This window comes from Tropicimonas sp. TH_r6, from assembly GCF_033101155.1.
Taxonomy (GTDB): domain Bacteria; phylum Pseudomonadota; class Alphaproteobacteria; order Rhodobacterales; family Rhodobacteraceae; genus Tropicimonas.
In genome coordinates this window covers 1-20,976 of record NZ_JAWMPX010000033.1, presented here as the reverse complement: position 1 = coordinate 20,976, position 20,976 = coordinate 1, and the positions used below count along the sequence as shown (strand labels likewise).

Here is a 20,976-nt window from a genome sequence, read left to right as displayed (position 1 = left end):
TTTCGCAGGATCAAATTGCGAAAAGGCTTATCCGGGAAGAAAAAAACGCGGCCCCCGGGAGGGCCGCGTTGCGGAGAAAAAATCGTGAACCGTCAGTCTTCGGCGAGATCGGGGGGCCGCGCCTCCTTGGCGAGGCTGGCGACGATCTCGTCCAGCGCCACGACGGAGGTACGTTTCTCGCCGAGCCGGCGGACAGTAACCGTCCGCTCCTCGACCTCGCGCTGGCCGATGGCGAGGATCACCGGCACCTTGCCAACCGAATGCTCGCGCACCTTGTAGTTGATCTTCTCGTTGCGGATGTCGGCTTCGGCGCGCAGGCCGGCCTCCTGCAGGACCTTCGTCGCTTCGAGAACGAACTCATCCGCATCCGAGACAATCGAGGCCACGACGACCTGCCGCGGGGCGAGCCACATCGGCATGCGCCCGGCATAGTTCTCGATCAGGATACCGATGAAGCGCTCGAAGGAGCCCAGAATGGCGCGGTGCAACATGACAGGGCGATGCTTGTCCCCATCCATGCCGACAAAGCTCGCATCCAGCCGCTCGGGCAGGTTGAAATCGGCCTGGAAAGTGCCGCATTGCCATTCGCGGCCAATCGCGTCGGTCAGTTTGAAGTCGAGCTTCGGCCCGTAGAAAGCGCCTTCGCCGGGGTCCAACTCGAAGTCGTTGCGCACGCTGAGAATGGCCTTCTCCAGCGCCGCTTCGGCCTTGTCCCAGACCTCGTCGGAGCCAACGCGCACGTCCGGCCGCGTCGACAGCTTGATGTCGAACTTGGTGAAGCCGGTGTCGCGATAGATGTCGGAGAGCAGGTCGATGAATTTCGACGTTTCCTCTTCGATCTGGTCTTCAGTGCAAAAGATATGCGCGTCATCCTGCGTGAAGCCGCGCACGCGCATCAGCCCGTGCAACGCACCATGCGCCTCGTAGCGGTGGCAGGAGCCGAATTCGGCCATGCGGAACGGCAGGTCGCGATAGGATTTGATGCCCTGGTTGAAGATCTGCACATGGCAGGGACAGTTCATCGGCTTGAGCGCGTTCATGCGCTTTTCGTTCGCATGTTCCTCATCGATCTCGGTGATGAACATGTTCTCGCGATACTTGTCCCAGTGGCCGGAGGCTTCCCAGAGCTTGCGGTCGACCACCTGCGGAGTCTTGACTTCCTTGTAGCCGGCCTTGTCCAGCTTGCGGCGCATGTAGTCTTCCATCTCGCGATAGATGGTCCAGCCATTGGGATGCCAGAAGACCATGCCCGGCGCTTCCTCCTGGAAATGGAAGAGCTCCATCTCCTTGCCGAGGCGACGATGGTCGCGCTTCTCGGCCTCTTCGAGGAAATGCAGATAGTCCTTGAGCTGCTTGCGGTTCTGGAAGGCGGCGCCATAGATCCGCTGGAGCTGCGGACGGTTGGAGTCGCCACGCCAATAGGCGCCGGCCACCTTCATCAGTTTGAAGCTGTCCGCCGGGACCTGGCCCGTGTGTTGCAGATGCGGGCCGCGGCAGAGATCCTGCCAGTGGCCGTGCCAATACATCCGGATCGGCTCGTTGCCCGGAATGGCCTCGATCAGCTCGACCTTGTAGGGCTCGTTATTGGCTTCGTAAAACTTCACCGCGCGCTCGCGTTCCCATGTCTCGGTGGTCACCGGGTCGCGTCGGTTGATGATCTCCTTCATCTTGGTCTCGATCTCGCCGAGATCCTCCGGCGTGAAGGGCTCTTCCCGGTCGAAATCGTAATACCAGCCATCCTTGATAACCGGGCCGATGGTGACCTTGACGTCCGGCCAGAGCTCCTGGACGGCGCGGGCCATGATATGGGCGAGGTCATGCCGGATGAGTTCGAGGGCAGGGGCCTCGTCTTTCATCGTGTTGATGGCGACGGTCGCATCGGACTCGATCGGCCATTGCAGGTCCCAGTGCTGACCGTTGACCATCGCGGAGATGGCCTTCTTGCCAAGGGAGGTGGAGATCGCGGAGGCGACTTCGGCGGGCGTTACGCCCTGCGGGAAGTCTCGGCTCGCGCCATCGGGGAATGTGAGGGAAATATCGGCCATATCGGCTCTCCTCGTCGGTTTGGCGCCCACGGTGCGCCCGGTTGCGGAACGACCCGTGAAGACATTGGAAAAACTCCGCAGTCGCCACTAACGTGCCGGAGTGGGTCAGTCTGTCCGGCTCGGCTGATGGCTTAAACCCGGTGGGCTGAGGGTGCAATCCCCATCGCACGGGCGTGAGGTCACCTGTCCGGGTGACCGAGCAAGTCAGTGTCAAAACCTTTCGGTCGCCAATTGGTCTCGTGAACCATGGGTCCGCTTCGTACGCTGCTTGGGGCCGGTATTGATGCCAAACCACGCGGCCCTGATTTCGGTCGAAAACCACTCGCCTTGATCCCGGTCGAGAAAGGCAGTCTTGATTGAATTCCTTCACCAATTGGCGTTGCTTCAAAAAAAACGTCGCAAAACTGTTACATTTCTTCGCGAAACCGCCTCTCTTTGACTTGTCGCAAATGGCACGATCCTCGAGCCACCTACGGTACTCCCGTCTCCTGAACCTGGCGCCCGGCGATTCCGCGTGCTGGAAACCACACTGGAGGCGGGTTTTCTTGGGGGGAGGATACAGTGAAACTGCGGGATTTTGTGAAAATCGAAAATGCGGCCGATCTCAGCCGAACGGAGGTCGGGCGGCTTGGGACAGCGATCCTGTTTGTCGTTGCGGTCATGATCTTCACGGGCACGAAATTTGCCCATATCGAGCAATCATATCTCTTGATCGCAGCTGCCGTGATCGGCGCCTACATGGCGATGAACATCGGTGCCAACGATGTCGCAAACAATGTCGGTCCGGCGGTTGGATCCTTCGCTCTGACCCTGACAGGGGCGATCATGATTGCGGCCTTTTTCGAGGCGGCGGGCGCGATTATCGCCGGCGGGGACGTGGTCAAGACGGTCAAGAAGGGAATCATCGATCCCGCCGACATCAATGATGTGGACACCTTTGTCTGGGTGATGATGGGCGCGCTGCTAGGCGCCGCGATCTGGCTCAACCTGGCCACGTGGCTCGGGGCTCCGGTTTCCACCACGCATTCCATCGTCGGCGGGGTCATGGGCGCAGGGATCGCAGCCGCTGGCTGGGACATCGTGAACTGGGGCTCCATGGGCAAGATCGCCCTGAGTTGGGTGGTATCTCCGGTGACTGGCGGTGTCATCGCGGCACTGACACTCTACGCACTCAAGAAAACGGTGTTCTTCAAGAAGGAACCTTTACAGGCGGCGCAACGCATGGTGCCCCTGATGATTTCCATCATGGCCTGGGCGTTCACCACCTATATCTGCCTCAAGGGCATCAAGAAGATCGTCAAGATCGACTTCCCCTCGGCCCTGCTTATCGGGTTGGTTGCAGCAATCATCACATGGGTCATCGTTGCGCCGATCGTGCGCAGGGCTGTGCCGAACCTGACCAATGACCGCGCGGGTGTGAACAAGCTGTTCACCGTGCCGCTGATCTTTGCCGCGGCGCTCCTCTCCTTTGCCCACGGCGCCAATGACGTCGCCAACGCGGTCGGTCCACTGGCCGGTATCGTCGAAGTCCTGACCAATACAGACGCCTCGACAACCTCTGTCTCCATCCCGCTCTGGGTCATGGGCATTGGTGCGGTCGGAATTTCGGTCGGCCTGGCGCTCTTTGGTCCGAAGCTGATCCGCACCGTCGGCTCCGAGATCACCGAACTGGACCGATCCCGCGCCTTCTGCATCGCACTCGCGGCGGCCATCACCGTGATCATCGCCAGCCAGCTCGGTATGCCGATCTCCTCGACGCATGTCGCCCTTGGCGCGGTGTTCGGCGTGGGCTTCCTTCGGGAGTTCATCGAGCAGCGGATGCATACCGTTGTCGAGAACGTCCTGCACCAGCATGACGGCGAGCCGGATTTCGAGAAGGTCGAAGCCGTTCTGCGCGACTTCGAGAATGCGCCGCCGGAGGACAAGGCCGAGATGCTGGCCCGGATCAAGAAGATGGGGGCAGAATCCGTCATCACCAAGGCGCAGCGCAAGGAACTGGCGAGCGCACTCAAGCGGCAATTGGTCAAGCGCTCCTCGCTGTTCAAGATCGTCTCCGCCTGGATCATCACGGTGCCGATCGCGGCCTTCCTCGCGGCGCTGTTCTTCTACGCCCTTCGTGGCATGATGTTGCCGTAGGAGATCGCCCAGCGTGTTGAAACGCCTGCTTCTTCCCGTCATCCTGACGATGCTGATCCTTGGCTTCGTCAACAGCCAGGACTTTCAGGAGATCGCCGCCGGCGTGGCGATCTTCCTCTTCGGGATGCTGATGCTGGAAGACGGCTTCAAGCTGTTCTCCGGCGGCCTGCTCGAACGGGTTCTTGAAAGGACCACCGACTCGCTCGCCAAGTCCATCGGCTTTGGCATCGTCTCGACCACGATCATGCAATCGAGTTCGCTGGTCTCCGTGATCACCATCTCCTTCCTCAGCGCAAGCCTGATCACGCTTGTCGCCGGGGTCGGCATCATCTTCGGCGCCAATATCGGCACCACGACCGGCGCCTGGCTGGTTGCGGGCTTCGGACTGAAGGTGAAGATCTCGGCCTACGCGCTGCCGATGCTCGCGGTTTCCATCGTGCTTGTCTTCCAGCGCTCGAAATACATGCGCGGCGCCGGTTTCGTGCTCGCGGGGCTGGGGTTCCTCTTCCTCGGCATCCACCACATGAAAGAGGGGTTCGAGGCGTTCAAGGATCAGTTCGACCTGACCCGCTTTGCCATGACCGGGGTTCTGGGGCTGCTCGTCTATACGTTCATCGGGGCGGCGGCGACGGTTGTCATGCAGTCAAGCCACGCGACGATGGTGTTGATCATTACCGCACTCGCCGCCGGACAGGTCTCCTATGAGAACGCCATCGCACTGGCGATCGGGGCCAATATCGGAACGACCGTCACGGCGATCATCGGAGCGCTGACGTCGAATTTCCAGGGCAAACGCCTGGCGCTGGCGCACCTGATCTTCAACGTGGTGACGGCGGGCGTGGCCCTCATCTTCATCAACCAGATCGTCTGGGCGGTGGATTGGGTGAGCGCAACTGTCGGGATCGGCGACGATGACTATGCGCTCAAACTTGCCGTGTTCCACACGATATTCAATGTGCTCGGTGTGGCGATCATGGTGCCGCTGATGGGGCGGCTTATCGGTTTCCTGGAACGCACAATCGCGGAACCGGAACCTGATGTGAGCAAGCCGCTCTACCTGTCTCAGGCCGCGGACGAGTTTCCCGCGACGATGGAACTGGCAATGCGCAAGGAGGTCAAACACCTTCAGGACAATGCCATTGAGCTCATCGCGCACGGGCTGAACCTGCACCGGCACGAGATCTACGCGAGCGACGACATCGCCGCGACAGTGGCCGCAAGCACCGAGCCGCTCGAACTGGATATCGACGAGGTCTACGAGGCCCGGGTCAAGACGCTCTATTCGGCCATTGTCGAGTTTGCCACGCGCGCCGGCACAAGGAACCTGCCAAAAGAAGTCGTGGAACGGATCTATTCCTTGTGGGATTCCGCAAATCGCACGGTTCGCGCCGTGAAGGCGGTCAAGCATATGCGGCGAAACGCGACGGTCTACACCAGTCGGCCGCAGGGTGAGGCGACCGATCTATACAATGGCCTGCGCACGGAGATCGCTCGGATTCTGGTGGAGATCCACGATCTCGACGAGAGCGATACGGAGATTCGCAGTTCCCTCTGGCTCGACGAGGAACGGGTCCAGATCGAGCGCGACCGGCGCAACACCACCCGGATGATTGAACGGCTGATCCGGGACCAGGCCATCGGAGCGACAACCGCGACCTCTTTTCTCAACGATTCAGGCTATGCCTATGAAGCGATGAGTGATCTGATCGAAGCTGCGCGGGTCTATTATATCGAGACAGAGGGGGCGATGGCGGAGGTTGAGCGTATCCTGACACTTGGTGAAGATGACGTCGAAGAAATGTCGGCGGGCGCGCAGTGAGACCGTCGTCGCGAGGCGACAGGCCAATGGCCCCGGGGAGGGGTGTGAAATGGCATTGAAGAGGACAATCGCGAAACTGAACGACTATCAGGACCGGCTGAAGGACAAGAAGGCCAAGCAGATCAAGGTCAAGCATGTCGACAAGATCATTTCGAAACTCGAAGCAAAGAAAGCGGATCTCGACAAGGAGTTTCACGAGGCAACGAAACCGTCTCGCAAGGAACGCCTGAAGCGCAAACGCAAGGTTCTGCGCGATCAGATCGAGCAGGCCGAGTTCCTGCGGAAGGAAATCCTGAAGTCCCAGAAGTAACTCGACCGGGCATGGCGCGAAATGTCGGTTGACACTCCGTGCCTTGTCGCACGGTTGTTACATTGCTGGCGTAGGATTGACCCATGGGAGTCGTCGCATCATATCCAGCAATTCTGGAACTCGGGCGCAGTCAAGGCGCCGACACTCCCATTGCAAATTTCTCCGCCCGATCCATCGACACCGCCCTGTCGGATAGGTTCGATGCTTATCTGCGGCGTTTCAAGCGTGGCGATGCGCCTCGACTCCGCCCGCGCCATGTCACCCGGACCCTGGCGAAGCTGGAGAGCCGGCGCCAGGACGTCCTTGAACGGTTTTCGAACGAGGTCGGCAGCGGGGAGTCGGACAGAAACGCACTGAAGCTTGCAGTTCTGGATCGTCAGATCGACGACGCCCGGAAGCTGCTCGACTGGGTCTCCAACCCGGCGAGGCGCTAGACGTCCTCAATGCAGGTCTGGATCAGAGGAAATCCTTGTGGATTCCCGGAACGAAGGTCTGATCCTCCATCGGCGGCCTGACATAGCCCTTCTGCTTTGGCCGCGGCTCGAGGTCAAACGGCTCCGGGGTCAGGTCCTCATAGGGGATCTGTGACAGGAAATGGCTGATGCAATCAAGCCGGGCGTGTTTCTTGACATCGGAGTTCACCACGAACCAGGGGGCCTGCTTGATATCCGTGTGCGAGAACATCATGTCCTTGGCGCGCGAATACTCGACCCAGCGTTTGCGGCTTTCCAGGTCCATCGGGCTGAGTTTCCAGCGTTTTGTCGGGTCAGCCAGCCGCTTCTGGAAGCGCCGTTCCTGTTCCTCGTCACTCACCGAGAACCAGTATTTGATCACGTGAACGCCGGAGCGCACCAGCATGCGTTCGAATTCGGGGCAGGAGCGCAGGAATTCCTGATGCTCCTCCTCCGTGCAGAAGCCCATGACATATTCGACGCCGGCGCGATTGTACCAGGACCGGTCGAAGATCACGATTTCCCCGGCTGCGGGAAGGTGCTCGACATAGCGCTTGAAATACCATTGCGTCTTCTGCCGTTCGGTCGGCGCCGGCAGGGCCACGACGTCGCAGATCCTGGGGTTCATGGCCTCGGTGATCCGGTTGATCGTACCGCCCTTTCCGGCGGCGTCCCGGCCTTCGAAGATGACAACGATCTTGTACCCGGTTGCCTTGACCCATTCCTGTAGCTTGACCAGTTCGATCTGCAGGCGCCGAAGCTCTTCCTCGTAGGTCTTGTTCTTGATCTTCTCGACTTTTTCTTCGGCCATCCGTCTCTCCGGGACTGCAGTTCGGAACCTCACGCTGCATCGATGGAGTGCAGCAAAGTTCATCTGTGCCCTCTGTCATGAGCGTGGGCACGGTCATCTCTACGACAACTCCTTTGCAAGAGGCAAAGCCGAAGTTGCGACGATAAGTCGAGACTGGGCCGCGAGGTGCGAACCCTTCACCCGGCTGCGCAGTACGGCCCCTTGCGCACAGAGAGGCGGCTCCATCGGCAACCCCGGAATCCCGCAATGGAAATCAGATATAGCCAAAATGTTAGACCTTGGGTACTACTTTGGTAACCTAGTGGGGATCCATGCTTCAGAAGACACGAAATACGCCTGTATTTGCCAGGGACGCCGAGAGCCGCAGAAGGTGGAGTGATCCGACGAAATGAAAAAGCTCCTGCTTCCTGTCATCCTGTGCGTCTTGCTGTTCGGATTCTGGATCAGCCGTGACTTCCAGGAGATCGCCGCGGGAGTTGCGATTTTCCTGTTCGGCATGCTGATGCTGGAGGACGGGTTCAAGCAGTTCAGCGGTGGTGTTCTCGAGCGGGTGCTGGACAAGACGACAGACACGATCGCCAAGTCGCTCGGCTTCGGCTTCGTGGCGGCAACGCTCATGCAGTCGAGTTCGCTGGTCTCGGTGATCGCGATCTCCTTCCTGTCGGCCGACCTGATCAAGCTGATCGCAGGCGTAGGCATCATGTTCGGAGCCGATATCGGCACGACGACAGGCGCCTGGCTGGTGGCGGGGTTCGGTCTCAAGGTGAAGATTTCGGCCTATGCGATGCCCATGCTGGCGATCAGTATCGTGCTGATTTTCCAACGCTCCAAGTATATCCGCGGCCTCGGGTTCATCCTTGCCGGCTTGGGTTTCCTGTTTCTCGGCATCCATCACATGAAAGAGGGCTTCGACGCGTTCAAGGACCAGTTCGACCTGACGCAATTCGCCATGACCGGCGCGGCGGGATTGATCGTCTATACCCTCATCGGGGCCGTCGCGACCGTGGTCATGCAGTCCAGCCATGCGACGATGGTGCTGGTCATCACGGCGATGGCGGCGGGCCAGGTTTCTTATGAAAACGCGATAGCCCTCGTGATCGGCGCCAATATCGGCACGACGATCACGGCGATCATCGCCGCCCTTCCGGCCAGCTATCAGGGCCGCCGCCTCGCGCTTGCGCATGTGATCTTCAAGGTTGTCACGGCGGTCGTCTGCCTGTTGTTGATCAACCAGCTCGTGACCGCTGTCGACTGGATCAGCAACAGTCTGGGGATCGGCGCGGAGGATTATGCGCTCAAACTGGCGGTGTTCCACACGATGTTCAACGTGATCGGTGTCTCCATCATGGTCCCACCGATCCACCAGTTGATACGCTTTCTGGAGCGCGCCATTCCCGCGCCGGAGATCGACGTGACGAAACCGTTGTACCTGTCCCGTGCCGTCGAGAGCTTCCCGGCGACGATGGAGGTCGCCATGCGCAAGGAGGTCGAGCACCTGCAGGACAACGCGATCGCGCTCATCGCCCATGGCCTGAACCTGAGCCGGCAGGAGATCTATGCCACCAATGACGTGGCTGCGACGGTCGAGCGGAGCACGCAACCGATGGACGTCAATATCGACGAGGAATACGAACGCAGGGTGAAGACCCTGTATTCGGCCATTGTCGACTTCGCCAGTCGCGCCGGTGCGCTCAACCTTCCGCGCGACGTCACCGACCACATCTACGAGTTGAGGGATGCTGCACAAAGCTCGGTCCATGCGGTCAAGGCAGTCAAGCACATGCGGGGAAACGCCACCCAGTTCACCCGCACGCCGCAGGGCAGGATCTCCGAGATCTACAACGAGTTGCGGACCGAGATCGCGCGCATCCTCGTCGAGATTCACAAGATCGGCCAGGCCGAGCCGGAGCTGCGCAGCACGCTGTGGCTGGAGGAAGAGCGGGTGCAGATCGAGCGCGATCGCAAGAACACCTCCAAAGTGATCGACAGCATGATCCGCAACAAGGAAATAGCGCCCGAAGCGGCAACCTCCTTCATGACGGATTCGGGATATGCATATGAGGCGATGGGTGATTTGATCGACGCGGCGCAAGCGTATTACGCCGAAACGGACGAGGCGATGGCGGAGATCGAGCGCATCCTTGCGCTGGAAGAGGATGAGATCGAGGGGCTTCTGGCCGAGGTATCCGAAACGGATGATGCCCGGTGACGGATGCAGAAACGCCGGGTTGCAGAGACCTTGCACATGAGTATGGAGCCGGAACGACATGGCACTGAAGGCAACGATCGAGAAGCTGGAGAGCTATCGCAAACGCCTCAAGCAAAAGAAGGCCGAACCGATCAGCCGGAAAAAGGCCGAACGGATTGTCGCGAAGCTGGATGCCAAGCACGACGCGCTGAAATCTGAATTGAAGGCTGCCAAGAAGCCTTCGAAACAGGAACGTTTGAAGGCGAAGCTGAAAGTCGTGGAAGAACTGCAGGAACGTGCCGCGTGGCTTGTAAAACAGATCGGCAAGCAGGCCGATTGAGCCGCCACGACCGCAGGGACGGGTGGGCTGAATTCCACGGCCTGTTCGAGGTCAGGGGGAAAGCCAGGCCCCGACGAATCTGCGCCAATGGTGTCAGCGGTCGGCCGCCCGCGGGAGGTCTTGGGCTAAAGTCCGGTCTTGAGGCTTGATTAAGAAGAGGAAAATCGGTCACGCTTTGCGAAATGCGTACCGACCAATTGCAGGAGGGAGAGTATGGTTTCGACATCCAAGGTTCTCGGGGTGGGACCGGCTATGGAAAAGGCGTTGGCTGAACACGGATTTGCCAGCGCGGAGGATATGGCCGCCGCGACGCCTCTACGGTTGAAAGCTGTGCCCGGGATCGGTGCGGCCACGGCTCCACGCCTCAAGGCAGCCGCCAAGGCGGCAGTTTTGGCAGAAGCTCCCGTGCCGGACGAAAAACCACCGAAGGGTGGCATGCCGAAAGCTGCAAGCGCGGCCGGCGACGTTGACAAAAAGAAGCGGGAGAAGCCGAAGAAGACCGCCAAGAAGTCGAAGGACAAGGGCAAAAAGAAAAGCAAGTCCAAGAAGAAGGACAAGGCAAAACCAGCAGAAAAGCAGAGCAAGAAGAAGTCCGGGAAGGGCAAATCTCGCAAGAAAGCCTGACAGGATTCCCTGGAGCTGCAAATGTCGCGTCCGCCCAACCCCGGGGGCAGGGCGGACGGACGTTTTCAGATAGGTCTATCAGGACAGCGCGGCCGCCTCAAAATCGGCGACGGCGGCAACCGAGTTGCTGTCCGTCAGCAGGTCGCGGGCGATCTGCGGCGCGATGGTGAAACAGTCGAGGCCGATCTCGGCCAGCCGGACCATCTGGTCGGGATTGCGCAACGAGGCGATGAGCATCCGGGTCTTGCCGCCGGCAAGCTTTCCGATGGCCAGCATCTGCGCCATGGCCTCATAGGCAGGCAGGCCGCCTTCGAGCATCCGGCCGAAATAGGGCGCAATATATTCGGCCCCAAGCGCACTGGCCACGAACATCTGCTTGGCGTCATAGCAGGCGGTCATCAGGATCGGCCCCCCGAGGGCGGATTTCATCCCCGGAACGGCGCGGATGGTCGGCTCGATCAGCGGCACCTTGATCACGACCTGCAGCCCGGCCTTGCGGCCATCCTCGTAGCGCGCGCCTGCCCAGTCGACGAAGCCCTCGACCGGCCCGTAGACCTGGCAGTGAAACTCCTTCGCCCCGAGATCGGCGGCCAGCCCGGTCAGCCCGGCCCAGTCGATCTCCGGATAGGAGAGGCCGGCACGCGAGGCCAGCAGCGGGTTCGTCGTTATCCCCTTGAAGAGCCGAGTTGGCATCAACTCTTTCCAAGCGTCCGTCTCGGCGGTGTCGATATAGAGATCCATCTTCTGTCTGACCTTTCAGAAAGTTGCTGCTTCGATCTCATCACGGCTGGGCGGGTTGCAACCCGACCGTCCGCAATTGAGAGCCGCGGCCGTGCTGGCGCGGTGAAGCAGCAGGGTGAGGTCGTCTCGCGTGAGGGTTGCGAGCGCGGCCCCGGAGAGTGCGTTCTTGTCGGCAAGTCCGGCGAGCATGGTCGCCGTGAAGGTGTCGCCGGCCCCGACCGTATCGACCAGTTTCGGCACCAGCGCGGCCGGAATGTCGACCCGGTCGGCGCCAATCCAGGCGCTGACACCGTTTGCGCCCCGGGTCAGGACGACGATCCGGGCCGAGGTGATCTCGCGCAATGCCGTCAGCGCCGCGTCCTCGTCGCGCCCCGTGAAGAGCCCTTCGAGATCCTCGTCGCTCAGCTTGAGCAGGTCGAGCCGCCGGCACATGCGCAGGATGCGGGCGCGATAGCCCTCGACATCCGAGAGGATGGAAAGCCGGACATTGGGGTCGAGCGAGACCAGCATGCCTGCATCGTGGCACTCGCCGCAAAACGCCTCCCAGGCGGCGGCATCCGCACCGTCGGTCAGCGTCAGCGAGCCGGTATGGATCGCCGCTGCCGCCTCGGGCAGCGCGGCGGCCAGTGTCTCGCCGGTGATCTGTCGCTCTGCCGTCTGGTCGCGCTCGAAGCGGTAGCTCGGCACGCCGTCATTGACCGTCACCCGCGCCATCGTGGTGGGGGCGGGATTGCGCCCTCCATCCAGTTTCACGCCGGAGCCGAGCAACGTCTCGGCCAGCATGTCGCCCCAGCTATCGGTCGAGATTGGCGAGATGTAATGCACATTCGAGCCTTGCCGCCCGAGGGCCATGGCGACGTTGAAGGGCGAGCCGCCGGGGCAGGCCGAGACGACGCCGTCGCGGGTGACGTGATCGATCAGGTTCTCGCCGCCGATGGCGAGGATCGGGAGGTCGGCCATCAGCTCATCCAGTTCCCGCCATCGACATTGAGCGTCTGCGCGGTGATGTAGCGCGCCTCCTCCGAGGCGAGGAAAACGCAAGGTTCGGCGATCTCCTCGGGGCTGCCCATATAGCCGAGCGGAACCGCCTCACCGACTTCGCGCTTCTTCTGTCCGGCCGGCTTGTTTTCGTATTTGGCGAAGAGCCCGTCCACGACATCCCACATCGGCGTGTCGATGACGCCCGGCGCGATGGCGTTGACGCGGATGCCGCTCCCGGCCAGTTCCAGCGCCAGCGATTGCGTGATCGAGATGATCGCGGCTTTCGAGGAACAGTAGAGCGCGATATTGGGCTCGCCGCGCCGTCCGGCCTGCGAGGAGAAATTGATGATCGTGCCCGAACCGCGCTGTTTCATGCCTGGCACCACGGCCTGGATGGCGAAGAGCGTGCCGGCCACGTTGATGTCGAACTGTCGGCGGAAATCCTCGGGTTTGATCTCCTCGATCGAGGCCATGCTGAAGATGCCGGCATTGTTCACGAGGATGTCGATCTGGCCCCATTTCGCCTCGACCGCGGCGACCCCTGCGGCAATCGCCTCCAGGTCGGTCACGTCCATCTCCAGCGCCATCGCGGTGTCGCCAAGCGCTTCGGCGGTCTCCGTGGCTTCCTGCGCCAGCCGGTCCGCGACCGCGACCTTCGCGCCCGCCGCAACAAAGGCTTCGCAGATCGCCCGGCCAATCCCGCGCGCGCCACCCGTCACAAGGGCGACCTTTCCATCGAGCCGTTTCGTCATTGCCATGATCCTCCCTGATGCCGGGGCCTCCCGGCGATTCCTGATCGGGCCTCCGGGGAGGCCAGGATTCATTCGAGATTCGTGTGATTGCCTCTCATCGTCTCAGCATCCACGCCGAGGCGGTCGCGGAGCTTCAGCACCATGACCTCGAAGAGCACGAACTGGGCGCCCTCGAAGAGCGACCCCATCGGCAGAATAGACAGGTCCGGACCTGAATCGTCAGCCATGGTCTGGGCCGGAATGGTCAGGACGTGGTCGGCAGCGCGCGGGCAGGGGCCGTCGGGCTGGGCGGTCACACAGAGCGTGCGCGCGCCGGCCGCCGAGGCGGTCCCGATCAGGCTCTGGACCGTGGAGAGATCTCCCGGGCCGGCCGAGACGATCAGCAGGTCGCCATCTCCGAGCGGCGGCGTCGTCATGTCGCCAACCACCGAGACCTTCAGGCCGAGATGGAACAGGCGCATCGCCAATCCCTTGATCTGCAGCCCTTCGCGGCCAACGCCATGGAGCGCGATCTGCCGGGCCGAGGCGATCACGGAGACCGCGTCCTCCACAGACCCGTCATCGAGTCGGTCGAAGACAGCTTCAAGCTCGGCCAATGCTCCGCTGTAAAGGGATGCCATCCTCGCTTCTCCTCATGGGGGACTCACCGGCGGGATTTCCGCGACGGCGTGACTTCATGCCGATTGGCGCGCGCTGTCAAAGCGACCTTTTCGCGCCCCTGCCTATTCCTCGAAGCCGCAGGCCGCGAAGTAGCGCCGCACCGATCCTTCGACATGGCCGGCGATGAGCGCATCTGCGCTTTTCGGCATGTTTCCGAATTCCTGTCCAAAGAAGAACTGCGACAAGATGGTCTCGGGAAGCGGTTGCGCGGCCAGGTTGGCGAGCATGGTCTTGAGCGCCGCGGCGACCTGGGCGTCGTTCCAGTAATAGCGGATACGGTCGCTGTAGCTGAAGCGCTTCAGCAGTTCGACCTGGGCGGCATCCCCGGCATAATAGTCCTGCCAGTCACCCGGCTTGACGGTCATGACTTCGGCGAGCGTTTCGGCAAGCCGGCTGGGCGTGGCGGGAGAGAGCAGGGCTTCGACCCCGGCCAGCGCATAGACAGCTTCGCGGAAACGGAAGGTCAGTTCGGGGCCGACCTTCAGGAAGAAGAAATGGTTCTCGACCAGCTCCCTGAGCGCCGCTGTCGGTTGGTAATCGGTCGAATGGGCCTCGAAGGTGAGACCGGGCGCGGCTTCGATGGCCTTGCAGAGCGGGGCGGCGGCGGGCGGATCGAAACGGAAGATCGAGGTGTGGGAAAAATCGACCCCGGGCTGGGTCACGACGGAGACGATGCGCGACCAGGCGTCGGTCAGCCCGCGCGCCTCGAAGGCCGCGCGATGAGTGTCGATCGTGTCCTGAAAACGAGGAACCGAGGTGACGTCCAGCGCGTCCGGCTCTTCGGTCTCGCCGCCGGGGATCGGAACTTCCGTCCCGATGATATAGACCAGCGCCTCCGGGTTAGGCGCGTATTTCTCGGCCACGGCACAGAGGTCGGCGGCGCGTTCGGCGATCTGGGAGAAGCTGGGATTGGGCTCACCGCCACAGGCCATGCTGGCATCGAGATGGATCTTGGTGAAGCCGGCCTCGACATAGAGCTTCACCAGTTCGCGCGCCTTCTCCATGGCGCTCTCGACCGGCTCCTTGCGCCAGGCATTCGGCCCGAGATGGTCGCCGCCGAGGATGAGCTGGTCCATCGGCACGCCGGCCTCGCCGGCCATGCCCTTCATCCAGGCCATGAAATCGGCCGGCTGCATGCCGGTATAGCCGCCATCCTGGTTGACCTGGTTGCAGGTCGCCTCGATCACGGTCGGAAAGCCGCTCTGCGCGGCGAAGTCGAGAATCGCGCGGATGACCTGCTCGTTTGCAGTGCAGAAACAGGGAAGACCCGTCGCCTGACCACCGCGGTTCGCGTCGATCATGGAATGAATGTCAAGCATACTGGACCCTTTCATGCCTCGCCACGGGCGAGGAAAGCATCGATTTCTTCCGGTGTGGAATTGCCTTCCATCGGGCCGCGCCGGGTCACGGCGATAGCGCCGGCGGCATTGGCCCGCCGCCCGGCCTCCACAAGCGGCACGCCCTGCGCCAGGAGGCCGACAAAGGTTCCGCAGAACCCGTCCCCGGCTCCGGTCGGGTCAAGTTCCTCAACCTTGTGCGCTCGGAAATCATGGCGTTGATCGCCCGAAATCACCGTCGCGCCGTCTCCGCCGCGTTTCAGGGCGATGATCTCTGCCTTGGCCGACAGCATCTTCTCAACCGCCGCGTCTTCGTCCAGACCGGGGAAGAGAAAGCCCAGATCGCTCGTACTCGGCATGAGGCACCAGCTTTGGTCGACGATCTGCTCCAGAGCCTGTCGGGCCTCGTCGTCCCGCATCAGCTCCGGACGGGCATTGGGATCGCAGGAGATCCGGCCGCCACGGGCCAGAACGGCCTCGACCGCCTGCAGGATGACCGTTCTCAGCTTTGGTGCGCCAAGCGAGGCGGCCGAGACATGCAGGATCAGATCTCCCGCGGGCAAGGCGTCCGGCGAGAAGGTGATTTCTTCGGCCGCTGTGCCCTTGAGGTGGAAGATGAAGGTTCGGGAGCCGTCCTCGTAGTAGGAGACGAAGGCGGTGCCGGTGGTTTTGTCGGGATCGGTTGCGATGCCGGATATATCGACCCCGTCATCCTTCAGCCGTCCGACAAGGGTCCGGCCAAACCCGTCCTTGCCGACGGTGCCGAAGAACCCGGTCGTTGCGCCCATGCGGGCGGCCTGGTCGATGAAGATCGCCGGCGCGCCGCTGGGGTAGGGGCCAGAGAATTCCGAGATGGTCTCGAGGCCGCAACCTTTGCGGTGAGAGACGAACTCGACGAGCAACTCGCCGGACGAGAGTATCGTGGGACCAGACGGCATGAGCACCTCCCTTGAATCTCCGAGCCTGTCGAGATGGCATATGCAAAAACTTTACGCATGTCAATTTTTGTGTTTCCATGGCGGCAAGAACTTGAGCATGACGGGTGAAAAAAGGTAAGGCTGGCATTTAGGGACAGGGGTTGCGCGGCAAATGAAGCAGAAAATCAAGACGATGGAGGAGTTGGCCGCGGCGATCGGCATCTCCAGGCCGACCTTGTCGCGATTCTTCCGCGATGCCGACAGTGTCCGAGCCTCGACACGGAAGAAGATCGAGGATGGTCTCGAGACCGTCGACTATGTTCCGAATTTCTTCGCCACCCGACTCAATCGGAAGTCGACCGGGCTGATCGGTGTCATCATCCCGGATACCGAGGATCTGTTCTTCGCCCGGCTCCTGAACGCGATCGAACGGCCGGCACTTGAGGCCGATTACACGGTGTTGAGGCAGAATTCTCACGGCAGCGCGGATCTCGAGGCACGGGCCGTCGAGACCTTTTTGTCAATGAATGTCGATGGTGTGATCGTCGCCCCGCTGGGACGCGAGAGCTCGGCGGATGTCTTTGCCCGGCTGAGCACCCGTCTGCCGATCGTGCTTGTCGACTCGCGCCTTCCTCACGCTCTCCCTTCGGTTGATTTTGTCGGGACAAACAACCGCCAAAGCATTGATACTTTGGTTAATTACTTGTGCCGCACCGGCGCGCCGCCGCATTTTTTCGGAATGCCACCACTCAATACCAACAGTCCCGAGCGTGAGGCGGCCTATGTCGCCTCGATGGAGCGGCTCGGTTTCAAGCCCGTCCTCGTGGAGGTCCCGGCCGAGCCCGATAGCTGGGAGTTCGAGGCCTATGCCTATGATGTGATGGATGAGCATTTCGGCAGCGGGCGCTATGTCGACGCCACGATCCTATGTGCAAATGACCGCCTGGCGACGGGTGTGTTGCGGGCGGCCGGAAAGCACGGGCTTTTGCCGCGCAGGTCAGACGTCAAGGCGAAGCTGCGAGTCGCGGGCCATGACGACAACCCGATGAGTCGCTTCATGACCCCGTCCCTGACGACGGTGGCCCAGAATTTCGAGGCTATCGGCCGGTCGTCCTTCCGCTTGCTGTTGCGGCGAATCGAGGGGGATACCTCTCTCGAGTCGTCTGGAACTGAAGAGGTTTTCGACACGATCCTGCGGATTCGCGAGTCTGCCTGACAGACATATCCCGATGACTTCCTGAGCTTTTGCCCGTGGAGCGCACTTATTTTCAACAAAGAGTTGACAGGTGCCGGTTTGAGTCTCAAAGTTTACGCACGTCAAAATTGGGAGGTTCCATCATGACCGTGAAACGCAATCTGCTTGCCACGACCGCGACGGTCTTCGGGCTTGCATCGCTGGCATCCGTTGCCGCGGCCGAAGAGATTACGATCGCTACCGTCAACAACGCTGACATGATCGTCATGCAGAAGCTTGCTCCGAAATGGGAAGAGGCGACGGGCAACACGATCAACTGGGTCGTTCTGGAGGAGAACGTCCTGCGCCAACGCACCACGACGGATATCGCCACGGGTGGCGGCTCCTTCGACATCATGTTCATCGGTGCCTATGAGACGCCGATCTGGGGGGCAAAGGGCTGGCTGACCCCGCTCGACGATTTCGCCGAAGATGCCGACTATGATCTGGAAGACATTTTCCAGCTGGTCCGCAACGGCCTTTCCGCCGACGGTCATCTCTATGCCGTGCCGCTCTATTCGGAAACATCCTTCACCTTCTACCGGACCGACGTGTTCGAGAAGGCCGGGGTTACAGCGCCGACCGAACAGCCCACCTATGACGAGTTCGCCGAGATGGTCGCTGCGGTCCATGACCCGGATAACGGCATCTACGGCACCTGCCAGCGCGGCAAGGCCGGCTGGGGTGAAAACATGGCCTTCATCGGCCCGCTCGCCAATGCCTTCGGCGCCAAGTGGTTCGACATGGACTGGCAGCCGCAGCTCGACAGCGAAGAGTGGAACAACGCGATCACCTACTATGTCGACCTGATGAACAACTACGGTCCTCCGGGTGCCTCGGCCAACGGACACAACGAGAACCGTGCCCTGTTCAAGGACGGCAAATGCGCAACCTGGGTTGACGCGACCTCGGCCGCCAATGACGTTCGTAACCCGAACAACTCTTCCGTTGCCGATGTTACGGACTTCTTCCAGGCGCCCAAGCAGGTGACCGCGAATGGCACCGGCTGGTTCTGGTCCTGGGCGCTCGCCATTCCGGCCAGCTCGCAGAAAGCCGATGTTGCCAAGGACTTCCTGAAGTGGGGCACCTCGAAAGAGTATTACGAGATGGTTGGCGAGACCGAAGGCTGGGTCGCCGTGCCGAGCGGTACGCGTGCCTCTGTGCATGAAGACGCACGTCTCCTGGAAGCGGCTCCCTTCGCCGAGACCATCAAGCAGGCGATCTTCTCGGTTGACCCGGCGAACCCGACCAAGGATCCGGTTCCCTATACCGGCGTCCAGTTTGTTGCGATCCCCGAATTCCAGGGTATCGGAAACTATGTCGGTCAGCAGATCGCCGCAGCCCTGACCGGTCAGGCGACGGTCGATGAAGCTCTGGCCAACAGCCAGAAATTCGCAGTTCGCGAAATGACGAAAGCGGGTTACATCAAGTAACCTTCCTCCCCGGAACGGGCCGGCGCGCAGCGCGCCGGCCCGTTTTGTCCGCCTCCGGTCTGCGTCTGGCCGATCCCCAGGGAAAAACAGTCGATCCCCAGGGAAAAAGATGTGTTTCGGCAAGGGCCTGGTGGCAGGTCCTTTCCTGAATGCTTCTTCAATACGTCGCAGGGAGGGCGAACCGTATGGCGACCAAAGCTTCAAGATCCGCAGCCCGATTAATGGTTTCACCGGCAGTCATCCTGCTGTTGGGCTGGATGATCGTGCCCTTGGGCATGACGCTCTATTTCTCCTTCTTGCGCTACAACTTGTTGCAGCCGGGACCGACGCCCTTCGTAGGCTGGGAGAACTACTACTGGTTCTTCACCGATCCCAGCTTCAGCGCTGCGATGGTGAACACCCTGGTCCTTGTGGGCGGGGTCTTGACCATCACAACGGTCGGCGGCACCTGCTTCGCGCTGCTGCTGGACAAGCCGATGTTCGGGCGCGGCTTCATCCGCATCATGGTGATCTCACCCTTCTTTGTCATGCCGACCGTGTCGGGCCTGGTCTGGAAGAACATGTTCATGAACCCGGTGAACGGGATCTTCGGGCGCATCGCCGGTGCCCTGGGCATGCAGCCGATCGACTTCTTCGGCCAGATCCCGATGGCCTCGATCATCTTCATCGTCTCCTGGATGTGGTTGCCCTTCGCCACGCTGATCCTTCTCACGGCGCTGCAATCACTTGACCGCGAGCAGCTCGAAGCCGCGGAGATGGACGGCGCCAACTGGCGCAACCGCTTCTGGTTCGTCATGCTGCCGCATCTGGCGCGCTCGATCACGGTCGTGATCCTGATCCAGACGATCTTCCTTCTGTCGATCTTCGCCGAGATCCTCGTCACCACAAATGGCGGCCCCGGTGTCTCGACAACAAACCTCACCTACCTGATCTACGTCTCCTCGCTCTTGCAGTTCGACGTGGGCATCGGCAGCGCCGGTGGTGTGGTCGCAATCATCCTTGCCAATATCGTCGCGCTCTTCCTGATGCGGATGATCGGCAAGAACCTCGACGCGTAAAGGGAGGGAACAGATATGGCTCGCGCAGTCCCGACACGCACCAAATGGTTCAACACGGCCACCGCCGGAACCCTTGGTTTCCTCATGTTCTTCCCGATCCTCTGGATCCTGATCCTCTCCTTCAAGACGGAAGAGGACGCGATCCGGGCGCCACTGGAAGTCCTCTTCGCCTCCGACTGGACCACGCAGAGCTATGGCGCGGTCCAGGAACGGTCGGACTATTTCAAGCACTTCATGAACTCGGTCACGATCTCGGTCGGCTCAACCTTCCTCGGCTTGCTGATCGCGATCCCCGCAGCCTGGGCCATGGCCTTCGTTCCGGCCAAGCACACCAAGAACGTGCTGATGTGGATGCTCTCCACGAAGATGCTGCCGCCCGTCGGCGTGTTGATCCCGATCTACCTGATCTTCCGGGATTTCGGCCTGCTCGACACCCGCGTCGGCCTGACTTTCGTGCTGATGATGATCAACCTGCCGATCATCGTCTGGATGCTCTACACCTACTTCAAGGAGATCCCCGGAGAGATCCTCGAAGCGGCCCGGATGGACGGGGCCACCTTGCGCGAAGAGGTGATCCACATCCTGACGCCCATGGCCATTCCCGGCATCGCCTCTACGGTTCTGCTGAACATCATCCTGGCCTGGAACGAAGCCTTCTGGTCGCTGCAACTGACAAGTTCCGACGCAGCCCCGTTGACCCAGTTCATCGCCAGCTATTCCAGTCCCGAGGGTCTCTTCTACGCCAAGCTCAGCGCGGCATCGATCATGGCCATCGCGCCAATTCTCATCATGGGCTGGTTCAGCCAGAAACAACTCGTCAGCGGCCTGACCTTCGGCGCAGTGAAGTAAGGACAATATCGAAATGGGACATATCACTCTCAGCCAAGTCACCAAGTCCTTCGGCGACGTCAACGTCATCCCGCCGCTGGATCTCGAAATCAACGAAGGCGAGTTCGTGGTCTTCGTTGGCCCCTCGGGCTGCGGCAAGTCCACCCTGCTGCGGCTGATCGCCGGGCTCGAGGACGTCACCTCCGGCCATATCGCAATCGACGGCCAGGACGCCACCGATGTGCCGCCCGCCAAGCGCGGTCTCGCGATGGTCTTCCAATCCTATGCGCTCTATCCGCATATGAGCGTA

20 protein-coding genes are annotated in these 20,976 nt (G+C 61.1%); 12 read left to right on the top strand and 8 right to left on the bottom strand.

Annotation, left to right across the window (positions count from 1 at the left end; genetic code table 11):
* Positions 1-92: 92 nt before the first annotated feature.
* A complete protein-coding gene (gene thrS, locus R3X27_RS21980) occupies positions 93-2,045 on the bottom strand; it encodes a threonine--tRNA ligase (RefSeq protein WP_317711050.1) in 1,953 nt (650 codons plus the stop codon).
* A gap of 561 nt (positions 2,046-2,606) precedes the next feature.
* On the opposite strand from thrS, the gene R3X27_RS21975 reads away from it, so the two are divergent.
* The 4 genes from R3X27_RS21975 (at position 2,607) to R3X27_RS21960 (ending at position 6,744) form a co-directional block, all read left to right on the top strand.
* Complete coding sequence (locus tag R3X27_RS21975; protein WP_411572526.1) at positions 2,607-4,181, top strand: inorganic phosphate transporter; 1,575 nt, start codon at positions 2,607-2,609, stop codon at positions 4,179-4,181.
* Between the two features lie 13 nt (positions 4,182-4,194).
* Positions 4,195-6,000 carry a Na/Pi symporter gene (locus R3X27_RS21970; protein WP_317711049.1) on the top strand — a complete coding sequence of 602 codons (1,806 nt, stop codon included), beginning with the start codon at positions 4,195-4,197 and terminating at the stop codon, positions 5,998-6,000.
* 49 nt (positions 6,001-6,049) lie between these two features.
* Positions 6,050-6,310: a hypothetical protein gene (locus R3X27_RS21965; protein ID WP_317711048.1), complete on the top strand. Its 261-nt coding sequence runs from the start codon at positions 6,050-6,052 to the stop codon at positions 6,308-6,310.
* Positions 6,311-6,393: 83 nt separating this feature from the next.
* Positions 6,394-6,744: a hypothetical protein gene (locus R3X27_RS21960; protein ID WP_317711047.1), complete on the top strand. Its 351-nt coding sequence runs from the start codon at positions 6,394-6,396 to the stop codon at positions 6,742-6,744.
* 22 nt (positions 6,745-6,766) lie between these two features.
* Here R3X27_RS21960 and ppk2 read toward each other — a convergent pair whose 3' ends face one another.
* Positions 6,767-7,573, bottom strand: coding sequence for a polyphosphate kinase 2 (gene ppk2 / locus R3X27_RS21955; protein ID WP_317711046.1), 807 nt, complete (start codon positions 7,571-7,573; stop codon positions 6,767-6,769).
* A 388-nt stretch (positions 7,574-7,961) separates the two neighbouring features.
* Here ppk2 and R3X27_RS21950 point away from each other — a divergent pair, with 388 nt between their 5' ends.
* The 3 genes from R3X27_RS21950 (at position 7,962) to R3X27_RS21940 (ending at position 10,725) form a co-directional block, all read left to right on the top strand.
* Positions 7,962-9,782 carry a Na/Pi symporter gene (locus tag R3X27_RS21950; protein ID WP_317711045.1) on the top strand — a complete coding sequence of 607 codons (1,821 nt, stop codon included), beginning with the start codon at positions 7,962-7,964 and terminating at the stop codon, positions 9,780-9,782.
* 58 nt (positions 9,783-9,840) lie between these two features.
* The gene (locus R3X27_RS21945; protein WP_317711044.1) at positions 9,841-10,101 is read left to right on the top strand and encodes a hypothetical protein; all 261 of its coding nucleotides are present in this window, start codon (positions 9,841-9,843) and stop codon (positions 10,099-10,101) included.
* 213 nt (positions 10,102-10,314) lie between these two features.
* On the top strand, positions 10,315-10,725 hold the full coding sequence (locus R3X27_RS21940; RefSeq protein WP_317711043.1) for a helix-hairpin-helix domain-containing protein: 411 nt from the start codon (positions 10,315-10,317) through the stop codon (positions 10,723-10,725).
* Between the two features lie 78 nt (positions 10,726-10,803).
* Here the strand turns inward: R3X27_RS21940 and R3X27_RS21935 are convergent, their stop codons facing one another.
* From R3X27_RS21935 to R3X27_RS21910, 6 genes are all read right to left on the bottom strand, one after another.
* Entirely contained in the window at positions 10,804-11,466 is a 663-nt protein-coding gene (locus R3X27_RS21935) for a transaldolase family protein (protein WP_317711042.1), read from the bottom strand.
* A gap of 15 nt (positions 11,467-11,481) precedes the next feature.
* The gene (locus R3X27_RS21930; protein ID WP_317711041.1) at positions 11,482-12,426 is read right to left on the bottom strand and encodes a PfkB family carbohydrate kinase; all 945 of its coding nucleotides are present in this window, start codon (positions 12,424-12,426) and stop codon (positions 11,482-11,484) included.
* Positions 12,426-13,199: an L-iditol 2-dehydrogenase gene (locus tag R3X27_RS21925; protein WP_317711040.1), complete on the bottom strand. Its 774-nt coding sequence runs from the start codon at positions 13,197-13,199 to the stop codon at positions 12,426-12,428. Before R3X27_RS21925 ends, R3X27_RS21930 begins: the two co-directional genes overlap by 1 nt.
* Positions 13,200-13,267: 68 nt before the next feature.
* The gene (locus R3X27_RS21920) at positions 13,268-13,819 is read right to left on the bottom strand and encodes an SIS domain-containing protein (RefSeq protein WP_317711039.1); all 552 of its coding nucleotides are present in this window, start codon (positions 13,817-13,819) and stop codon (positions 13,268-13,270) included.
* Positions 13,820-13,921: 102 nt separating this feature from the next.
* The gene (locus R3X27_RS21915; RefSeq protein ID WP_317711038.1) at positions 13,922-15,178 is read right to left on the bottom strand and encodes a class II D-tagatose-bisphosphate aldolase, non-catalytic subunit; all 1,257 of its coding nucleotides are present in this window, start codon (positions 15,176-15,178) and stop codon (positions 13,922-13,924) included.
* 11 nt (positions 15,179-15,189) lie between these two features.
* Positions 15,190-16,134: a sugar kinase gene (locus tag R3X27_RS21910; protein ID WP_317711037.1), complete on the bottom strand. Its 945-nt coding sequence runs from the start codon at positions 16,132-16,134 to the stop codon at positions 15,190-15,192.
* A 151-nt stretch (positions 16,135-16,285) separates the two neighbouring features.
* Here R3X27_RS21910 and R3X27_RS21905 point away from each other — a divergent pair, with 151 nt between their 5' ends.
* From R3X27_RS21905 to R3X27_RS21885, 5 genes are all read left to right on the top strand, one after another.
* Positions 16,286-17,329 carry a LacI family DNA-binding transcriptional regulator gene (locus tag R3X27_RS21905; RefSeq protein WP_317711036.1) on the top strand — a complete coding sequence of 348 codons (1,044 nt, stop codon included), beginning with the start codon at positions 16,286-16,288 and terminating at the stop codon, positions 17,327-17,329.
* A 122-nt stretch (positions 17,330-17,451) separates the two neighbouring features.
* Positions 17,452-18,780 (top strand): sugar ABC transporter substrate-binding protein, encoded by a 1,329-nt coding sequence (locus R3X27_RS21900; RefSeq protein WP_317711035.1) that lies wholly within the window; start codon positions 17,452-17,454, stop codon positions 18,778-18,780.
* 185 nt (positions 18,781-18,965) lie between these two features.
* Positions 18,966-19,838 carry a sugar ABC transporter permease gene (locus R3X27_RS21895; protein WP_317711034.1) on the top strand — a complete coding sequence of 291 codons (873 nt, stop codon included), beginning with the start codon at positions 18,966-18,968 and terminating at the stop codon, positions 19,836-19,838.
* 15 nt (positions 19,839-19,853) lie between these two features.
* The gene (locus R3X27_RS21890) at positions 19,854-20,687 is read left to right on the top strand and encodes a carbohydrate ABC transporter permease (RefSeq protein WP_317711033.1); all 834 of its coding nucleotides are present in this window, start codon (positions 19,854-19,856) and stop codon (positions 20,685-20,687) included.
* A gap of 13 nt (positions 20,688-20,700) precedes the next feature.
* Positions 20,701-20,976: ABC transporter ATP-binding protein (locus tag R3X27_RS21885; protein ID WP_317711032.1), on the top strand; the 276-nt coding region annotated here is incomplete at its 3' end.

Excerpts from the sequence above, each read along its gene's own strand:
- thrS (WP_317711050.1), bottom strand. The coding sequence starts at position 2,045 with ATGGCCGATATTTCCCTCACATTCCCCGATGGCGCGAGCCGAGACTTC.
- R3X27_RS21965 (WP_317711048.1), top strand. The coding sequence starts at position 6,050 with ATGGCATTGAAGAGGACAATCGCGAAACTGAACGACTATCAGGACCGG.
- R3X27_RS21960 (WP_317711047.1), top strand. The coding sequence starts at position 6,394 with ATGGGAGTCGTCGCATCATATCCAGCAATTCTGGAACTCGGGCGCAGT.
- ppk2 (WP_317711046.1), bottom strand. The coding sequence starts at position 7,573 with ATGGCCGAAGAAAAAGTCGAGAAGATCAAGAACAAGACCTACGAGGAA.
- R3X27_RS21950 (WP_317711045.1), top strand. The coding sequence starts at position 7,962 with ATGAAAAAGCTCCTGCTTCCTGTCATCCTGTGCGTCTTGCTGTTCGGA.
- R3X27_RS21945 (WP_317711044.1), top strand. The coding sequence starts at position 9,841 with ATGGCACTGAAGGCAACGATCGAGAAGCTGGAGAGCTATCGCAAACGC.
- R3X27_RS21940 (WP_317711043.1), top strand. The coding sequence starts at position 10,315 with ATGGTTTCGACATCCAAGGTTCTCGGGGTGGGACCGGCTATGGAAAAG.
- R3X27_RS21935 (WP_317711042.1), bottom strand. The coding sequence starts at position 11,466 with ATGGATCTCTATATCGACACCGCCGAGACGGACGCTTGGAAAGAGTTG.
- R3X27_RS21930 (WP_317711041.1), bottom strand. The coding sequence starts at position 12,426 with ATGGCCGACCTCCCGATCCTCGCCATCGGCGGCGAGAACCTGATCGAT.
- R3X27_RS21925 (WP_317711040.1), bottom strand. The coding sequence starts at position 13,199 with ATGACGAAACGGCTCGATGGAAAGGTCGCCCTTGTGACGGGTGGCGCG.
- R3X27_RS21920 (WP_317711039.1), bottom strand. The coding sequence starts at position 13,819 with ATGGCATCCCTTTACAGCGGAGCATTGGCCGAGCTTGAAGCTGTCTTC.
- R3X27_RS21915 (WP_317711038.1), bottom strand. The coding sequence starts at position 15,178 with ATGCTTGACATTCATTCCATGATCGACGCGAACCGCGGTGGTCAGGCG.
- R3X27_RS21910 (WP_317711037.1), bottom strand. The coding sequence starts at position 16,134 with ATGCCGTCTGGTCCCACGATACTCTCGTCCGGCGAGTTGCTCGTCGAG.
- R3X27_RS21905 (WP_317711036.1), top strand. The coding sequence starts at position 16,286 with ATGAAGCAGAAAATCAAGACGATGGAGGAGTTGGCCGCGGCGATCGGC.
- R3X27_RS21900 (WP_317711035.1), top strand. The coding sequence starts at position 17,452 with ATGACCGTGAAACGCAATCTGCTTGCCACGACCGCGACGGTCTTCGGG.
- R3X27_RS21895 (WP_317711034.1), top strand. The coding sequence starts at position 18,966 with ATGGCGACCAAAGCTTCAAGATCCGCAGCCCGATTAATGGTTTCACCG.
- R3X27_RS21890 (WP_317711033.1), top strand. The coding sequence starts at position 19,854 with ATGGCTCGCGCAGTCCCGACACGCACCAAATGGTTCAACACGGCCACC.